Below are 17,545 nucleotides of genomic sequence, written 5' to 3'. Positions count from 1 at the left end.
CAGCTAATCCTCCATTTTTAAAATCAAATCCAATGCCTTTTCACCATTTAACGTTCCATACACTGCCTGCGGAATCACTGCTGCTTTAACATTTTTATCTTTGGTTTGCTCTTGAAGATCATTTAGCATGTACGACAAGTGCGGCCCAATCAACAAGTAATCGATTTCATTAATACGATCATCCAACTGCGATTCGCTCGCTGCCTTCACAGTTACTTCGACCTTTCTTTTCTTCGCCGCTTTTCTAATCGCCGCAGCCATAAAGCCGCTCGAAGCGCCTGATCCACAAATTAACAAGATGTTTTTCATTTTCTTCACCACTTTCATTTATTTACAAGCTTATTATAGGAAATTTTGAATGACACTCACAAACTTACTTTTTTCCTAGAGATGGGAAAAATGAAAATTATAATTAGTGATATTCTTATAAAAAAAGCTGAACTATCGCTAGTCCAGCTTCTTGTTAGTTATAGAGTTCCCGCAGCCGCGTTTCCTGACGCTTCATACGGATCCATTTGTCTATTTCAGTAATTACCAAGATCAATAAACCTGCTAAGATTGTCATTCCCCATTCGACCATACTCATTGGTGCAGTATGGAAAGCCTGTTGCATGAACGGTACATAGGTCAAAATCAGTTGCAGTACGACCATCAGCCCAATGATCAGAAAGGCCGGCTTATTGCTGAAAAATTCTTTTGAAAAAGCAAATTTGGAGGTCCTGATATTGAACAGATAGAAAATTTTGCTGATTACAATAATATTGACCATCATTGTACTAGCTGTAATTTGATCCAAACCTTGTGCCAGCAGCCAATCATGAGCCACAAGACTAATCAGTGCCATGAGCACCGAGACATAAGCCATTTGAAAAATATCGTGCTTATTCATCAATCGGCTCCCCGTTTTTTGCGGCGGACGTTCCATGATCTGATCCTCCGCGGGTTCGAAGATAAAGGCAAATTGGATTGTAATAGCTGACACCATGTTGATCCATAGCAGTTGTGTCGCTTGAAGCGGCATCTCCTGCTGCATCAAGATCGTAAAGGCAATGATCAACCCTTCCGCAAAGGAGGTCGGTAATAAAAAGAGGATACTTTTCTTGATATTATCGTAAATACGTCGTCCCTCACGTATCGCAACAGACATCGTCGCAAAGTGGTCGTTAGTCAAAATCATATCGGCTGAGTCTTTGGCGACATCGGTCCCTTCGATTCCCATTGCGACACCTATGTCTGCTCGCTTCAACGCTGGTGCATCATTGACTCCATCACCTGTCATAGCAGTGACTTTGTCTTTCGCCTGCAATGCTTCAATGATTTCAAGCTTGTTTTTAGGTGTGGTTCGAGCAAATACCTGATGAGACACCGCTGCCTCTTCTTTCTCATCTTGAGAAAGCTGATCCCATTCTTGTCCAGTAATGACCTGAATTTTTGGTGCTAATCCGAGTTTTTCACCAATCGTTTTTGCAGTCAACGGGTGATCCCCGGTAATCATCTTGACTTCCACTCCCGCTTTACGCATATCCTTTAAGGACTCGATTACTTCTTCTCGCGGCGGATCAATGATTCCTGCTACTCCAAGTAAGCCGATTCCTTCATAGAGAAGTTCATGGCTGATCTCTTTTTGTTCAGCAGAAACTTCTTTGTAGCCTACTGCCACTACACGTTTACCTGTCTCAGAAAGTTCTTGGACAATCTTCGACCAAGTATTTCCTTGCACCTTCGCCATTGGAAAAAGTTTATCGGGTGAACCCTTGATAAAAATCAATTGTTTGCCATTTGGCGCTTTGACCAGCTTCGCCATGTAACGATAATCCGAGTCAAAAGGCAGCATATCGACTTCCTGATACTCAGATTCATGCCCTTCGCCAAAGTATTTGTGATACAGCGTCAAGAAGGAACCATCGGTTGGCTCGCCGTTGATTCCCCAGCGTCGATCTTCTTTATAAAGTAGCGTGTCATTCGCTTGATAACCGGCTTCTAAAAACAATTCAAGCGCTTCAGAAGAGGCCGCTTCTCGCCCATTCTCCATGATCTTACCTTTTGGTTCATAACCGTTTCCGCTGACTTCGTACTGATGGCCTGCTAGAAAAATATCCTTGACGGTCATCTCATTTTTTGTCAGCGTTCCCGTTTTATCCGTGGCAATTACGTCGACTGAACCAAGCGTTTCTACGGCTGGTAGCGATTTTACGATCGTGTGTTTGTTCTTCGCCATATCACTGACACCCATTGCTAGAATCACCGAAGTTGTCGCGGGCAGTCCTTCTGGGATCGAACCAACGATCATCGTAACGATTGCTAAAGACAAGACTGATAATGAATAGGTTTCAAGAAAAAGACCTAAACCAAACAACAATACCGCAGCTCCGATCACGACGTAGGAAACGCCCTTTCCCAGTCCGTCGATTTGCTGCATCAGAGGTGATTTTCGGGTCTTAACCTGTCCGACCTCTGTAGAAATTTGACCAATCTGCGTTTTTTCGGCCGTTGCGGTAACCACTCCTAGCCCACTCCCATTTGTCACTGAGGTCGAGGCAAAAGCGCGATTGATTTGTTCGGCTAAAGGAATATTTTGGTTCGGCAAATCTTCTGCGGTTTTTTCAATCGAATCAGCTTCACCTGTCAGCGAGGCTTCTTGGATACGCAAATTGTCGCTATCGACGATTCGCAGGTCTGCAGGGACTTTATCCCCCGCCTCTAAGAATACGACATCACCAACAACTAGATCCTCTGTGGATACATCGATCCTTTGCCCGTCACGAAAGACAGTTGCCTCAATAGCCAGCATCTCTTTGATCTTATCTAAGGCATCCGAAGCATTCGCTTCTTGATAATAGCCGATCAGCGCATTGATAATGACGACCAAACCTATGATGATCGCGTCAGAATAGTGCCCCATCAGGATCGTCAACAATGCCGCAACAATCAAAATGTAAATGATCATATTGTGGAATTGTCTGATAAAAATTCGCCACTTAGGCGTCTTCTTCGTCTCTAACTTATTTGGCCCGTCAGTTAATAGACGTTCCTTTGCCTCTTCAGTTAACAGGCCTTGTTCAAAATCGGCATTTGGGTAATCTTTCTTTAATTGATTGATACTCTGGTAATAATCTTCCTTCATTCGTTCTCTTCTCCTTATTTTTGAATACGACAAAAAAGCACCTTGTATTTACAACGCACTAAAACAAGCCTATTCTTTTTGAAAATAAGGAATCTTCTGCTTTAATAACGACGTCTCACCGGCGTCAGGGTCCATTCGCCACTCACCTCCAACTTTTTTGTTAATTTCAAACTATCAAATTATTGGTTTTTCGTCAATTTTATTGCGTTTGTTTAATAAAAATGCAAAAAAGAGAACAATCGTCTAATTGATCTCTTCAACGTGCACTCACTTAGCGCAAATTTCGCAAATTTTCTAGCAATCTGATAAATCGTTCATTCATCAGTATTGGTTGAAATTCTTCAGACTGCTCGATTAAATCGGCCATCCTATCAGCGATGTATTGCGTAGAAACAGACGGGTCTTTCAGCTGAATTTTATTGAATAGGAGATCCTCTTTTGTATCCTTCAAGGCAAACGCGGCTTTTAAAGCGGGGATGAATCTTTCTAATTCATTCATTGCAGCTTCATTCTTTCCTTGAACCGCTAAAATTTCTGCCTTAAACAAATAGTAATTGGCATTCGTCCCAGTGATTTGATCGACATGCAGCAGCTGCTCCATTTGAATGGCAATATCACTGATCGCTATGGCCTTTTCATATTGCTCCTGTTTGCGTGCAACTTTTGCTAGATGATAAAGATTTAAACTGGCATCCCGTAATTCCTGAAACAGACACAGTTGAGCCAGCTTTAGCGATTCTTCGTACTCTTTCTTCATATATAAAAGATTGGTTTTCATCATTCGGGCATCATAACCGGAAGCAGGCAGTTCTTCGATAGCCGCCTCTGCCTTGTCCAGTTCCTCCTTCATCGTATAAAGGCTGACTAGTACATGAATGGATGCATGGCGAAGCTCGATATTTTCTGATGTCCGAAGTCCTTCAAACAGCCGAATCGTCTCGTCAAGCTGATGCGTAACTTGAGACTCATCCGAAGAAGCATTTAAATAGAAAAAATAGGTAGAAGCCAACCGAAATCGTAACAGGTCATCACTAGGATAGTCTTTTAGCAAAGCCTCGCAAAAGTCCATCGCTTTTCGACTATCACCAGCTTCAAAAATAGTTCGGACTTCTTTTTCAAAATTCGCTACTTCTAGCTCACTCAATGCTTCCTTAAAGCTGACAAGCTGATCCACATTTGTCTTCAATAAACGAGCCAAGGGACTCAACATGGAAATATCTGGATACGTACTGTCTGTTTCCCACTTTGAAACGGCTGCTGTCGTCACACCTAAAGCGGATGCCACCTGTTCCTGTGTCAGATTCTGTTCTTTTCTGAGTTTCTGAATAATCCTCCCCATTAACAACGTCATGTTAATCGCCCCTCTCTGATCACCTTTAGTGTACCATTGCTAGTGATAATTGATAATGGAGCAGTTGTTAACCAATTGTAGGATTTTATTAACCAGCAGGATACTTAGTACAAAAAAAGCGTAAAACGTCATTAAACGAATTACGCATTGAAGCTTATACGGTTGCTAAGTACTCGGAAAACTTGTTCAAGCCGGCAACCAATTCTTCTGTACTACAGCCATACCCGATCCGAACACAGTTTTCAAACTCAAAACAATCCCCGGGCGTGAACAGCAGGCCATGATGATTGATGAGATCAAGACAAAGTTCTCTGCTGGGACGATCGAAATCATAATAAAGCAACGTCACTGTGCCGGCCTGTGGTTTTACATAAGAGATGTGAGGTTCTTTTGCCACCCATTCATCCAAAATTTTCAGATTGTCACGTACGATTTTTAAGTTTCTTGCCAAGATTTTTTCTTTATTCGCCAAAGCAATCGCCGCTAGCTCTTCATCAAGCAGACCGCAGCTAATGGTATTATGATCACGATGAAGCAAACATTGCTCTAGCACTTCTTTATTTTTCGTGGCGATCCAGCCTAATCGCAGTCCAGCCAGCGACCAAACCTTAGACATGCTGCTGACACTGATGCCTTTTTCATACATATCTGCAATTGATGGGCTCTCCACCTCTTCTTGAGTCAATCCGCGATAGGTCTCATCCGAAAGAATATAGGCATCCACTTCTTTGGCGATCATAATGATCTCCTCCAGCATCTTGCGATCCATTAATGAACCAGAAGGATTGTTGGGATTATTGATAATAATCAGCTTCGTTTTTTGACTGACTTGCTTTCTTAACACCGCTAAATCAGGCAAGAAATGATTCTCTGGCGCCAACACATGCTGCTTCACCGTGGCCCGAAAAGAAGCTGGAATTGAATATAATTGCTGATAAGTCGGTAGCACAGCCACTACTTCATCCTCTGGCTCCACTAGCGAATACAATACTAAATGATTCGCCCCGATCGCGCCGTGGGTCGTTGTGATATCCTCTTCCTGAATCGTTTCGTATAGCGAAGCGATACCCTTTTTAAATTGAGGGTTGCCAAAAATATGCCCGTAAGTCAAACGTTTTTGGGTTAGTTCATTTAGCGTTTCTTGCTTACTCAATCCAGCAATCGTGAACAGTTCATCCATGCTGATGGAGTCGACGCAAGTCTCTCCTGTGTTGTAAATCGCTTTATCTTCATGTTCATTCATCCATAATTCTACTTTAAACGGCTCTATCTTCATTCTGTCGCTCCCTCTCCTGACACTCGATGAAGCTTTTATCAGCAAAATTTCATCGTCTTTTTATTATAGAGGATATGGTGCAGGGTAGCTAGAAGGATTTTCGTTTTTCCCAATTAAAAAAAGCAGTGCGATGACTGCTTACTCTAAGCGGATCTTTTGGAGACTCATGACCTCAAAAAAATCAGAACAGCTGCTTTCAACTAGCTGCTCGATCGCTGGAGTCGGATCGACAAAGTTTTTGATGTGGACACAGGACAACCCAGCCGCAACTGCGGATCGTATCCCATTGGGGGAATCTTCATAAACGACGATTTGATCGACAGGCTGCTGAGCGACCTCGATCGCCTTGAGATAGATTTCGGAATCGGGCTTTCCTTTGGTAACCTGATCACCGTATACACCAAAAGAGAAGAATCGGGCGAGCTTCAAGTTTTCCAGAATGCTTTCTGCTTCTTTTTGATAACTAGACGTAACAATGCCGCAAATGATCCCACGCTTTGTCAAATAAGTCAAATATTCGAAACAGCCTTTGGTTATGGGAAAAACCGCCTGCGCTTGTGCCTGTTCTCGTCTAGCCATAAACTCTTCAAACAGCTGATCAAACATCGGAATCTCCCCGAAGTGCTCCTGGAACATCTCCTTCAAGATCGATGTCGGCGATCCGACAACACTTTGATAAAAATCCTTCTCTAAACAGTACCCCTCTCGTACCATCAATTCCTGCCAAATCGAAAAATAATAGCGTTCTGAATCAATCAATGTGCCATCCAAATCAAACAATGCAACCTTCATTTTTGTCCTCCCTGACCAAAGAGCACCGAGCGTAAGCTCGATGCTGATGGTTATTCAAGATTGGCATGCCGGAAATCCATATCCGTCTGCTCTTGGTTTAGTTCCTTTTTCAAATCAACGATTAGTGAATCATAGACAAGCCAAGATAACTGCTCAAAAGAGGAGCCGTTTGGCTGGATCGATGGTGCTTTCTCTGTTACCTTATCACCCGTTGAAATACCGGGAATTTGAATCAATGCATCAGCCATCGTACCAATCGGATTCTTCGGGTGGATCGTGATCGTCGCCAATTGGGCTTTTTCACTTTTTGCTTTTTTTGCCATATTGACCAGACCTGTTGTACGACCTGAGCCAGATCCGATTATGATCAAGTCGTTTTCGCGAATCGAAGGGGTAGTTGGCTCGCCCACAAAATACACGGTAAAGCCCAAATGCATCAAACGATTAGAAAAGGCACGAGCCGCAAACCCAGAACGTCCGGCACCAGCAATGAAAACACGTTTTGCCTTTAGTATCAACGATTGGACCTGCTCCAATTGCAGTTGGTCGATTTGCTGAGCATCTTCAGTTAGCTCAGTTAGAATTGCAAGTAAATTTTTTGATGGGGTCATCCGTTTTCGCCCCCCCTAAGCTTTCGCAAGCATCGCTTCTTTGATCAAGCGTGCTTCTTCTACAGGATCGGGCGCATGGGTGATGCTGCTGCCAACAATAATGATATCCGGATTCAGAGCAACATATTTATCAATCGTCTTGCTGCTGATCCCGCCAGCGACTGCAATCTTGGTTTTCTTCGCACAAGTTGTCATGACCTTCAAATCGTCAAGTGGAGTTCGACCGCAGGCTTGCTGATCCGCTCCTGTATGAACCGCTAATACATCCACCCCCAGCTCTTCCATTTCTGCCACTTTTTCTTCAAGATTTGCCACACAGATCATATCGACGACGACTTGTTTTTCAAAATCGGACCCTGCTTTGACACATTGCTTGATCGTCGCTACATCAGTCACTCCCAAAACAGTCACATATTCGGCACCTGCTTCGAAGCCTAACTGTGATTCATAATAGCCGCCGTCCATGATTTTCTCATCGGACAAGATCTCTTTATTTGGAAACTTCTCTTTGAACCGGCGAACAGCCTCCATCCCGGAATCAATCACAAATGGTGTACCTACCTCAATAATATCAACGTGCTCCTGTACCTTTTCTGCAAAGACTAATGCTTCCTCTAATTTTAACTCATCCAAAGCTAGTTGTAATTTCATTTTTTCACCCTATCCTTAATAGTTTTTCAATCCAGTAGCCTGTCCATCGGCCTCTAATAATTGCGTGATCTCTGCGTCTAAATCAACGATCGTTAGTGATAGACCACCCATGTCTAACGAAGTGACAAAATTGCCGACATAAACCTTTTCGACCTGATGCCCCTGTTCCTTTAATATGGCTAAAACTTCACCACAAATGACATATTGCTCCATCAGCATGGTTGAGCCTAAGCCTGAGATCATCACAGCCAATTTTCTATTTTCATCAAAATCAAAGTCCGTCAAAATAGCTTCCGTCATCTCGCCAGCAATTTCATCGGCTGTACCTAATGCTTTCTTTTCAATCCCTGTCTCACCATGGTGACCGGTTCCAAACTCCATCGTCCCCTCATCAATCAAGAAGTTAGGCGTACCGACAGCTGGAATGGTACATGGTCTGACTCCGACACAAATACTTCTGGTTCGATCAACTACTTTTTGCGCTACTTCTATGACCTCATCCAACGTCGCACCACTCGCTGCTTTTGCTCCGCCAACCTTCCACATGAAATACCCTCCAGCGATTCCGTGACGTTTTTCACGAGTTTCCTTAGGAGAAGAGGCGATATCGTCTGTCGCCACGACATACTTGACTTCAATATCCTCATCCTCAGCCATTTGAATTGCCATTTTGACATTCATATTATCGCCGGCGTAGTTACCGAACAGGCAGGCCACCCCTTGTCCATTATCTGCCTCAATCATTGCATCCAAGAACGCTTGAGCGGGCGGTGAGGCAAAAATTTCACCAATCGCAACAGCGTCTAACATTCCTTCACCCACATAACCTAGAAAGGCTGGCTCGTGTCCGCTGCCTCCGCCCGTAATTATGCCGACTTTTTCTTTCTTGTCCTTGAGGATGACGACTCGCTCATTCAGCGGCGAAAGCATTACCTCAGGATGTGCCGCCGCAAAGCCCTTCAGCATATCCTCAACAATAAAATCTGGATTATTCACAAAAATTTGCATCGCTACTATTCCTCCAATAATTCATAGATTGTGTGTACCATCGCTTCAAGGATCAAGTAACAAGAGGTCGCTCCGGCATCCTGATGACCGATCGAGCGATCACCAATCCGGCTTGCCCGTCCAATTTTTGCAGGGATCGCCTTCGTAGATTCAAGACCTGTCTTAGCTGCAGCTAAAGATTCTGCTAAACAAAGTTCAAAGCTTTTCCCTGCTGATAATGCTTCTTCATATGCTTCAACTGTTGGAATCAGCACATCCATCAAACTTTTATCACCAACTCGAGCATCCGTTAGTTCAGCCAGATTTTGATACGCCTTCTTCAACATATTCAGCATTATTTCTTTGTTGATCTTTCCGCTCTTTCTGGATGCCGCACTTAGTCCTCTGAAGAAACTTCCGTATAATGGTCCCATCGAGCCGCCGATTTTATTCATCAATACCTGACTGATGACTTTTAGTCCCTCACTCATGGTATAAACAGATTGTTCATCTAGCTCTTCTCTGGCGATGGTGAAGCCCTTATTCATATTGATGCCATGATCGCCATCACCGCCATGACTATCGACCTCACTTAAATATCCTTTGTTGGCTTTGATCGTGGAAATAATCGCATCCACCACTAGACTTCCTGCTTGATTTGAAAATTCTGCATTCATGTCGGCCTACCCCTTCATTTCCAGAAATTTCTGATAATTTTTCTTGATCGCCTGATGCATCCGATTGTCTAATGGAATCTTAGTAAATTGAAGAATTGCTTCATCGATTCCGTGCTCGGCTACAAATGACAGCAGTTCTACCGACTGTTCGTCTTCTGGATTGTCAAAAAGGAATGCTGCTGCGATCCCTTCTAATAGGCGTTGATTCTCTAGTCCCAGCTCTTCGCATTGAACACATGGCCCTACCAAGCGTTCCTCTGGCTGCAGCTTGCGAATCGGCGAGCGAGATACCCTGGTAATCAGGTCTTCGATGCCCGGTGTTTGGTAGCGATCCATAATAAAATTGATGTAGTCGATCATATCCTGTTCAGTGAAGCCATATCTTTTCATTAACAAATGTGCGGATTCCCACATTGTTTCGCGAATCATCTGCACCAGCTCTTCATTATGGAAAACATCCTGGATAATGGAATAGCCATGGACAAAACCAATGTAACCGGCCCATGCATGACCGCAGTTCACTATATAAAGCTTCCGTTCGATATATTTTTTTAAATTGGTCGTATAGACAGCCTCCTTGATCGGCTTATCTGCTGGATCGACTAATTTTGATTCTTCGATCACTAATTCATGGTCGCGACCGATGTCGATCGTCTTTTTCCCGTCGTGCTCAGATGCCAATACCATCCGGTCAACCGCGGTATTAGGAAAGGCCGCGATGGTGTCTAGCCAGTCCTCCGCTGATGAATCTAACGCAAGAATCGCTTTACGCAGAATCTCACTATTGAACATCGCATTCTCACACGCCAAGATGTTTACTCGATCATGCCCATGATCCGCACGCTTTTTCAATCCTTCAAGAAGAACAGGGGCAATCTTTGGCAAATTTTCAGCCCAGACTGCTGTCGTGATCAAGTCAGTGGTATTGATTTGATCAATGATCGCTGCTTGATCTTCGATGGAAGATAATGCGTGGATGTGTGTCAGCTGTTTCTTTTTGTATTCCTGATTGATCAGATACAAATCAAAGGTGTTCGTTTCATTGATTTGATCAACTAAACCGCTATCAATATCAACGATCGTTACCTCAAAATCTGATTCATTCAACAGGTCAGCGATAAAGCCGATCCCGATACTTCCTCCGCCAAAGTGTAATGCTTGTTTCATTAAACGACGACCTCCTCAAAAATTTTCAGAATCTCTGCTTTAGATGTTGCTTGACGAAGAATCTCGACATTTTCCATCTCTGAACAAATCGTCGCGATCTGTCCTAAAATCTCTAGATGTTCATTATTTTTTCCCGCTATACCGAAAACTAAATAGGCTGTGTTCCCATCAAAATCGACCCCTTCTGGAACCTGCAATAACGAGATTCCAGATGAGTGGATTTTTTCCACTGACTTCACGATGCCATGGGGTATAGCAATATTGTTTCCGATGTATGTCGAGACTTCTTCTTCCCGCGCCAGCATATCCTGAAGGTAGCTTTCCTCTACATACCCATTTTCAACTAGAATTTTTCCAGCAGCTAAAATGGCTTCGGTTTTATTCTCATAGTGTTGATCCAATTGAATATTTTCGTCTTTAAAAATTTTCATCTTCCCATCTCGCAATCTATACAATTTCATTCATTTTTACTAAATAGGTTTTCAAACCATTCGCTGATTCGATTTTGCTTAATTCGTAGACATGATCAAAAAAGATCTCTTTGACTTGTCGATAAAACTTTTGACTGATCTCTGAAAAATCTTCCGTTGTATCGATCACGACTAAATAATAATTGCCCAACTGCTTGGATGCCTCAGAAATCAACTGGATACGATCCGCCGATAAAGCTTTGTTTCTGCGAACAATGAAGTTCACCGTCTGTTCCTGCTGCACCGTTGTTTGAATGCTGTTAGTCAGTTTCGCTTCATCAACGTCCAATGCAATAGCTAACTGCTTGAGTGCGTCTCGCTTCTTCTTGATTTTTGTAGTGAATATTCTTTTTTCGCTGAATTGACAATGATTCATCAGCTCCAAGATTTTTTGGGTATAGAACAGCTTCTGGACAAGATGCTGTTCAAAATCCTCGACATTCATCTGCCTTTGTCGCTGGATCGTTTTTAGATCGCTATATTTATGGTTGTTGATCTTAGTCTGGACTAAAGCCAATTCCTGTTCATTCAGTAAAGGAGACACCTTTAAGTAGTCTTCCGGCGCCAATGGCAGCGGGATCGTTGATAGAACGAGTTCGTAATCATGAACATCTTTATTGTGCAGATCAGTTAGCGAAATAATATCTTTTACGTAAACCTCAGGAACTTCATATTCCAACCGGCTGGTCAGCATTTTTGATGAACCCATCCCACTGGAGCACACGATCAGTACACGAAAGGCCTTATTAGATAGCTTGTCGATCATCATCACGAAGTACAACACGAGGAAACACAGCTCATCTTCTGGAAAAAAGTCTTTTCCGAAGACTTCTTCTGCTGCGCGACTGACAATCTCAAAGATGAACAGATAATTTTTCTTGATCTCATCTTTCATGGGATTTCTGACAAACAGCCCGCTATTGATCCGCGTGACTGCCTTTCTTAAATGCGCAGACAGATCGCGAATTTGTCGTTCATTGCCGTGAAGCTTCACCCCTAATTGTGCTTCGACATTATTCACCATGGCCTTCACTGAAACGGCAATATCATTATCAAAACGCGGCAGGTCAAACTCATCTGTATGATTTCGCTGGAAATATAAATGAATGATCCACTTCAAGTAATCCAAAAAGGATTCTGGATGACTTTTTTTCGCCAAGATCGTCTTTTGCTTTTCAATCATTCGTTGATAAAGTTTATTCCCTGTTTGATCCAGCTCGATGGCGATCGTATCAATCGAATTATTTGGCAGAGCGGTCAGATGACAGATATTGAGCCATAAAGAGAGTAAAATGACGAGCTCCTGTAAATCATTATCGTCAATATCTGCCTTCAACTCACCTAACTGCTCGTATGCAAAATGGAGAGGTTCGTTTATTTTTTGAAAACAAATCTTTTTATAAAATGAATCCTTCGATTTTTTTAGTAAAAACCATGCGATAAATTCCGAAGAAGCCACATGCTTCGTCAAGATATCCAAAGTCAGGATATGACGATTGATCACATCCGTCTCCAATTTGATCCCTTCGCCTTTTTTAGAGATCACTCGAATCCCCTTTTCAGGTAGATTATCTGTTAAAAAGGCGATATCCTTCTTGATTGTTGAAAGAGAGACTAATAATTCCGCAGCAATCGCCTGCATCTTGATAAAGTCCTCTTCCAACAATAGGATCAATGTGACGAGATCGACCCGTTCTGTCACAGTCAAGATTTGATGAATATTCTGCTTTTGAAAAGCCTGTTTCAGTGCCGAGAGACTTTCAGACTTGCCTTGGATCTCAAAGCCTTCTGAAGGAATCGTCACCAGTTCCAAATCAAAGGTCTTCAAGGTCGCTTTGATATTTTTTAATTCTCTGTAAACGGTCCGCTCATTGATGTTCAGCTGCTCACTGATATCCTGTGCTGTATGTTTATTTCTACTATTTAATAAGATCGTTAAGATAGAGCTTTCTCTGGTAGATAAGTACATGTAGATTCCTCCCTCATCTATGAATTAGTAGAATTCATCATACTACACTAATATGAAAGCGGATACGCCTATTCGCCATTGTTTTCTCGGATAAACTTTATAAAACGATCATATTCACTATTGTCTAAGAAATTCTTGATCGTCAAAATAGGAACCTGTTTATCACTTGTCAGACCTTTTACCCTCTCTAATAAAATTTCATTGGTAATAATCAAATCGGCGTTCTCTGGAATGTTGTCGACCGAAACATTTTTGACTGTTACCTCCAGCATATTTTTGCGGGCTTTGGTACTCAACATGGACGCCCCCATCGCACTAGAGCCCATCCCTGCATCACAAGCGATGATGACATTCTTAATCATCTTGCCTGTTGGCACAGCAGTCTCAGTTACGATTGGTTCTGACACTGCCGTTTCGAATGCTTCTGTAGTAGATGCACCAGCACCCTCTAAAGCCAACGCTTCTTCAGCCGCAAGATCCTTTTTCAAACTTAGGCGTAAGAAGAAGGCGCCGACAACAAAGGAAACTATGACTGCTGACGCGTACATCGCGATATTCACGACGAAGTTTCCTCGCGGCGTCATCATCAGTAAAGCTAAAAAGCTGCCGGGAGAAACGGCGCCGACTGTTCCACCACCGAATAATTGACCAATAGCTAAGGCCACCATGTTGCCTGCAATCGGTGCTAAGATCGTGACTGGCTTGATCATGGCATAAGGAAAGGCCACTTCACCGATCCCGCCTAAGAATTGGATAAGCATAGAGGCTGGCGCCGATTTTTTAGCCATCCCTGTACCAAACATTGAAAAAGCGATCAGCAATCCAACCCAAGCGCCGCCATTTGCTTCAACTAAGAATAAGAGCGATTTGCCTGTTTCTAGTACTTGCTGGGTCCCCAATGGAATCATGATCCCATGGTTCACAGCATTGTTTAAGAAAAGAACTTGTGCCGGCTGAACAAAGATACTGGTCAATGGAATCAAGTTACGCGCCATCAACCAATCGACTCCTCCTGAAATGAAGGATAGAATAACTGCAAAGATCGGCTCAACTGCAACAAATCCAATAAGCGCTATCGCAAACCCCAGAAATCCTAATGAGAAGTTGTCCACCAGCATTTCTAACCCTGGCTTTACTTTTCCCTTAAATAATCCGTCAATCTTCTTCATCAGAATCGCACCGATCGGTCCCATGATCATGCCGCCGATCAACATTGTGATATCCGCTCCGACAACTACCCCCATAGTTGCCAACGCGCCGATTGCTCCGCCTCTTTTACCGTAAACGTTGTATCCGCCTGTATATCCAATCAAGACAGGTAATAAATAATTCAAAATCGGCGGAACTAATTCATTTAAATGCTCATTGGGCGTCCATCCGGTTGGGATAAAGAACGCTGCCATCAAACCCCAAGCAATAAATACGCCAATATTCGGCATCACCATCGAACTTAAAAATCCACCCATACGTTGAATTTTCGCTCGCCAGCTATTTGCATTTGCAGGTTGCTGAAATTCCATTTTCTTTTCCTCCTTGAGAATATTCGTTTTAGAAAGCGCCTTCTGACACTAATTATAGGGGGCGTTATTCATAAAAGCTATCGTTTAAAAGGACACCTTTGTCAGTCTACCTCTGTCAAAAATACTCTTGTGAGACCTTTCAGCATTCTTTAGACTTTAGATACAAATAGTTATTGGAGGGAAATGTATGTCTGTAAAAAAACAAACGCAGAAAATAATTGAGGAATTGTCATTCTTCGTCGATTACGAGAACGATGAGGAGCTAGATCAATTAGTAGAAGCAATCTTGGCCGCCAAAAAAATTTTCCTTTCTGGAGCTGGCCGATCAGGTGTCGCTATCAAGGGATTCACGAACCGTTTGCTTCATTTAGGGTTAACAGTCAGTCTCGTGGGTGAGATCAGTTGTCCGAGAACCACCAAGGGTGATCTGTTGATTCTCGGTTCTGGTACCACACCGAGTTTGGTAGCTTTAGCCAAAAAAGCTAAGAAAAACGGGGTGACAATTGCTTTACTTACGATGGATAAAGAATCTGAAATAGCTAAGCTAGCCGATGTCGTTGTCGGGCTTCCCGGCGTATCACCGAAACTAAAAGAAAATAATCTCACCTCGATTCAACCGATGGGTTCTGCCTTTGAACAAATCAGTTTTCTAACTTATGATGGGATCATCTTAGAATTAATGGAAAGGATGGGAGAAACTGGAGAAAGTATGCTGGAAAGACATACAGACATGGAGTAAAAAAATGATGCGGAATTGCTCTAGGATAGTTAATTCCGTATCATCATTATTTGAACATATAGTTTGTATATCTAAATCGCTAAAATATCACTTCTCTAATTACTCAATCAGCAAAGAGCTTTAATCACACTACTTTTCAAATTTTTATGCTGGGATGTATTAATAAGTAATAGACTTTTCTTTCGCTTTTTTTTGCTTCCTTTACAAACTTCTCTCTCAAAAATCCAGAGGCAATACAATCAATTCATACAAACGATAACCTGAATCTCTGTGGACATAGCAAATAAGCCTTATTAAAAGGAAAAAAAATTATTCTAAATCTTACCAAATCTTTTCATCAGTGCTCGTTCCTGCTTTTTATAATACTTTTTGGGGGCGGTTTTGACTTCTGAAGGTTTTTCAACAAGTGCTTCAGGCATGGTACCGGCAGCCACTAAAGTCCGTTCGTTCTCATCTTTTGAACAAGTTGATTTGGTTGTTTTTAGTGCTTTGTCAGTAGTTTCTGGAGCAATTCGATCATTTAGATTCGTTTTCTGTGAGATTAGGTTATTATAGGGCAACATTTCAAAATCTTCTTCACTTATATCACCGAGTTCCGCTTCATGCATAATTGCCTCTGCTTCCTTTAGTAAGCTTTTGATCAGCGTGATCAACTGATCCTTATTTAGCAGCTGAAGGTCGAAACCGTTCAATAGATCGGTCTCTCCTTCAGAAACCGCTTTTATTTCTTCAGATTCAAAAGCAACCTGTTTTTCTTCTTGCTTTTTCGGTGCTCGTGAACTGTAAAGCGTAGTGGTCCCATGGCATTCACAGTCCAAGAATTTTGCAAATTGACGTATATTACCCTTTTTGAAAATCGTCATTTTTGTTAGAATGCTAAGAATACGCTTTGCCTCTTCTAGAGAATTTCTTGGATCAGCATCTCTCAATTTCCATGTGTGCTTCTTCCCGTCTTCATCTTCAAAATACGAGACAAGTGTATAGCTATCATATTTTTCAGTAATTTCAGCGGTACCCTTATTTTTCAAGTAGCTCTCATAAATTCGCACCTTTTTTGTCGCTTTATAGTAGTTTGTCTCGGTTTTAAATAAACGTTTAATAACTGTCAGCCATTCATGCTCTTCCACGTAATCCTTCAAGAATGGACAAAATTTTTTAAGCATTTCACTCGGCTCAGCATGAAAAAGTAGCTCCCGAACAAGCTCTTGGCAAGGTAGTGAAAAATCACTTACTACCAACGCATTTCTCAAAAGAATGGCGATAATGTATTCTGTCACTAGATCTACATTTCCGGTCTCCTCCCAGAATTTACGCACTTTTTTCTCTAAGTTTTCCCTTTTTTTGATTGTAAAAAGCTGCCTTCTCGTCAGTTGCTTCATTTCCATATAATTCATTCCCTTTCCACTTATCAGATATAAGACTCGTTATTTATCTCTATTATTCAATAAAAAGAGAAAAATTTAAAATTGAAATCGTTTTAATAAAGAAACACTAACTGTTAAATTTTAATCCATTTATTATATCCTTTATGCTGAATAATAATAACCAATCAAATAAATGAAAAATGAAGTAAAATAGATTGGTATATAAAAAGTTTAAGATTAGGTGACAAGCTTAAGAAAAAGGCCTAAAAAAGTATACTTTTAGACACTATTCTTTTTTTTAATTTTTTCTATTGCTTTCGAAAGTAACACCACTATCCAAAAAATACGCTAACCTTTTTTCTCATTCAAACTACTTTTAAATACAAAAAAATCACCGCCGCTTAAGGCGATGATTCCTTTTCTCATAGCGTCCCATCTATCAGAAGATAAAGTAGAGTTGCCAAAACGAGGATTATTCTGATGTGAATACTGATCTCCAGTACGAAGAAAACAAGCAGCAATCCTAAACAACAGGCTATGACAATTAATCTTTTTCTCATAGATATACGCCGATATACCCGCCACCAATGGCCTTATAGTAATCGATTCTTTTCTTTCCCCTATAGGTTTTAGGCGGAACATTTTTGAACCATTGCTTTAATGTTACTGCCCTAGCTCCGATATCTCCTGTTTGATTATCAAAGCTCCCATACTCATTTTCTGCTCCAAGTGCCGACACTGGCGTCGTTGCCAATACTGTTAATAAAAAGACCGCTAGCATTTTTTTCTTCATCATCGATCAACCTCCTACTACATCAAAGTATAAAGGCTGAGCGATGATTTGTTT

The 17,545-nt window shown here is 41.9% G+C and carries 16 protein-coding genes; 1 reads left to right on the top strand and 15 read right to left on the bottom strand.

Annotation, left to right across the window (positions count from 1 at the left end):
* Window positions 1-3 precede the first annotated feature (3 nt).
* The 13 genes from IGI44_RS05975 to IGI44_RS05915 form a co-directional block, all read right to left on the bottom strand.
* On the bottom strand, window positions 4-309 hold the full coding sequence (locus IGI44_RS05975) for a PTS sugar transporter subunit IIB (protein ID WP_207107058.1): 306 nt from the start codon (window positions 307-309) through the stop codon (window positions 4-6).
* Between the two features lie 154 nt (window positions 310-463).
* Window positions 464-3,124, bottom strand: a complete 2,661-nt coding sequence (locus IGI44_RS05970; RefSeq protein WP_438786882.1) for an HAD-IC family P-type ATPase — start codon at window positions 3,122-3,124, stop codon at window positions 464-466.
* A 271-nt stretch (window positions 3,125-3,395) separates the two neighbouring features.
* Window positions 3,396-4,475, bottom strand: coding sequence for a helix-turn-helix domain-containing protein (locus tag IGI44_RS05965; RefSeq protein ID WP_438786881.1), 1,080 nt, complete (start codon window positions 4,473-4,475; stop codon window positions 3,396-3,398).
* Between the two features lie 154 nt (window positions 4,476-4,629).
* Window positions 4,630-5,751 carry an aminotransferase gene (locus IGI44_RS05960; RefSeq protein ID WP_438786880.1) on the bottom strand — a complete coding sequence of 374 codons (1,122 nt, stop codon included), beginning with the start codon at window positions 5,749-5,751 and terminating at the stop codon, window positions 4,630-4,632.
* 138 nt (window positions 5,752-5,889) lie between these two features.
* Window positions 5,890-6,543 carry an HAD family hydrolase gene (locus tag IGI44_RS05955; protein WP_438786879.1) on the bottom strand — a complete coding sequence of 218 codons (654 nt, stop codon included), beginning with the start codon at window positions 6,541-6,543 and terminating at the stop codon, window positions 5,890-5,892.
* 50 nt (window positions 6,544-6,593) lie between these two features.
* On the bottom strand, window positions 6,594-7,154 hold the full coding sequence (gene hxlB / locus IGI44_RS05950) for a 6-phospho-3-hexuloisomerase (RefSeq protein WP_438786878.1): 561 nt from the start codon (window positions 7,152-7,154) through the stop codon (window positions 6,594-6,596).
* A 15-nt stretch (window positions 7,155-7,169) separates the two neighbouring features.
* Window positions 7,170-7,805, bottom strand: coding sequence for a 3-hexulose-6-phosphate synthase (hxlA, locus tag IGI44_RS05945; protein WP_438786877.1), 636 nt, complete (start codon window positions 7,803-7,805; stop codon window positions 7,170-7,172).
* Between the two features lie 15 nt (window positions 7,806-7,820).
* Window positions 7,821-8,813, bottom strand: a complete 993-nt coding sequence (locus tag IGI44_RS05940; RefSeq protein WP_438786876.1) for a dihydroxyacetone kinase subunit DhaK — start codon at window positions 8,811-8,813, stop codon at window positions 7,821-7,823.
* Between the two features lie 5 nt (window positions 8,814-8,818).
* Window positions 8,819-9,469 (bottom strand): dihydroxyacetone kinase subunit DhaL, encoded by a 651-nt coding sequence (dhaL, locus tag IGI44_RS05935; protein WP_438786875.1) that lies wholly within the window; start codon window positions 9,467-9,469, stop codon window positions 8,819-8,821.
* 6 nt (window positions 9,470-9,475) lie between these two features.
* On the bottom strand, window positions 9,476-10,636 hold the full coding sequence (locus IGI44_RS05930) for a mannitol dehydrogenase (protein ID WP_438786874.1): 1,161 nt from the start codon (window positions 10,634-10,636) through the stop codon (window positions 9,476-9,478).
* A complete protein-coding gene (locus IGI44_RS05925) occupies window positions 10,636-11,067 on the bottom strand; it encodes a PTS sugar transporter subunit IIA (RefSeq protein WP_438786873.1) in 432 nt (143 codons plus the stop codon). The genes IGI44_RS05930 and IGI44_RS05925 overlap by 1 nt, the downstream gene beginning before the upstream one ends.
* 16 nt (window positions 11,068-11,083) lie before the next feature.
* On the bottom strand, window positions 11,084-13,075 hold the full coding sequence (locus IGI44_RS05920; RefSeq protein ID WP_438786872.1) for a BglG family transcription antiterminator: 1,992 nt from the start codon (window positions 13,073-13,075) through the stop codon (window positions 11,084-11,086).
* A 68-nt stretch (window positions 13,076-13,143) separates the two neighbouring features.
* Window positions 13,144-14,595 carry a PTS transporter subunit EIIC gene (locus tag IGI44_RS05915; RefSeq protein WP_438786871.1) on the bottom strand — a complete coding sequence of 484 codons (1,452 nt, stop codon included), beginning with the start codon at window positions 14,593-14,595 and terminating at the stop codon, window positions 13,144-13,146.
* Between the two features lie 187 nt (window positions 14,596-14,782).
* Here IGI44_RS05915 and hxlB (IGI44_RS05910) point away from each other — a divergent pair, with 187 nt between their 5' ends.
* The gene (gene hxlB / locus IGI44_RS05910) at window positions 14,783-15,334 is read left to right on the top strand and encodes a 6-phospho-3-hexuloisomerase (protein ID WP_438786870.1); all 552 of its coding nucleotides are present in this window, start codon (window positions 14,783-14,785) and stop codon (window positions 15,332-15,334) included.
* A 314-nt stretch (window positions 15,335-15,648) separates the two neighbouring features.
* On the opposite strand, the gene IGI44_RS05905 is transcribed toward hxlB (IGI44_RS05910), so the two are convergent.
* Together IGI44_RS05905 and IGI44_RS05900 are read right to left on the bottom strand one after the other, a co-directional pair.
* On the bottom strand, window positions 15,649-16,728 hold the full coding sequence (locus tag IGI44_RS05905; protein WP_438786869.1) for a hypothetical protein: 1,080 nt from the start codon (window positions 16,726-16,728) through the stop codon (window positions 15,649-15,651).
* Between the two features lie 526 nt (window positions 16,729-17,254).
* A complete protein-coding gene (locus IGI44_RS05900; protein WP_438786868.1) occupies window positions 17,255-17,494 on the bottom strand; it encodes a hypothetical protein in 240 nt (79 codons plus the stop codon).
* Window positions 17,495-17,545: the final 51 nt, after the last annotated feature.

The organism is Enterococcus sp. DIV0756 (assembly GCF_051710745.1).
Lineage (GTDB): Bacteria > Bacillota > Bacilli > Lactobacillales > Enterococcaceae > Enterococcus_A.
The sequence above is the reverse complement of the archived record's forward strand: the minus strand, read 5'-3'. Positions and strand labels throughout refer to the sequence as shown.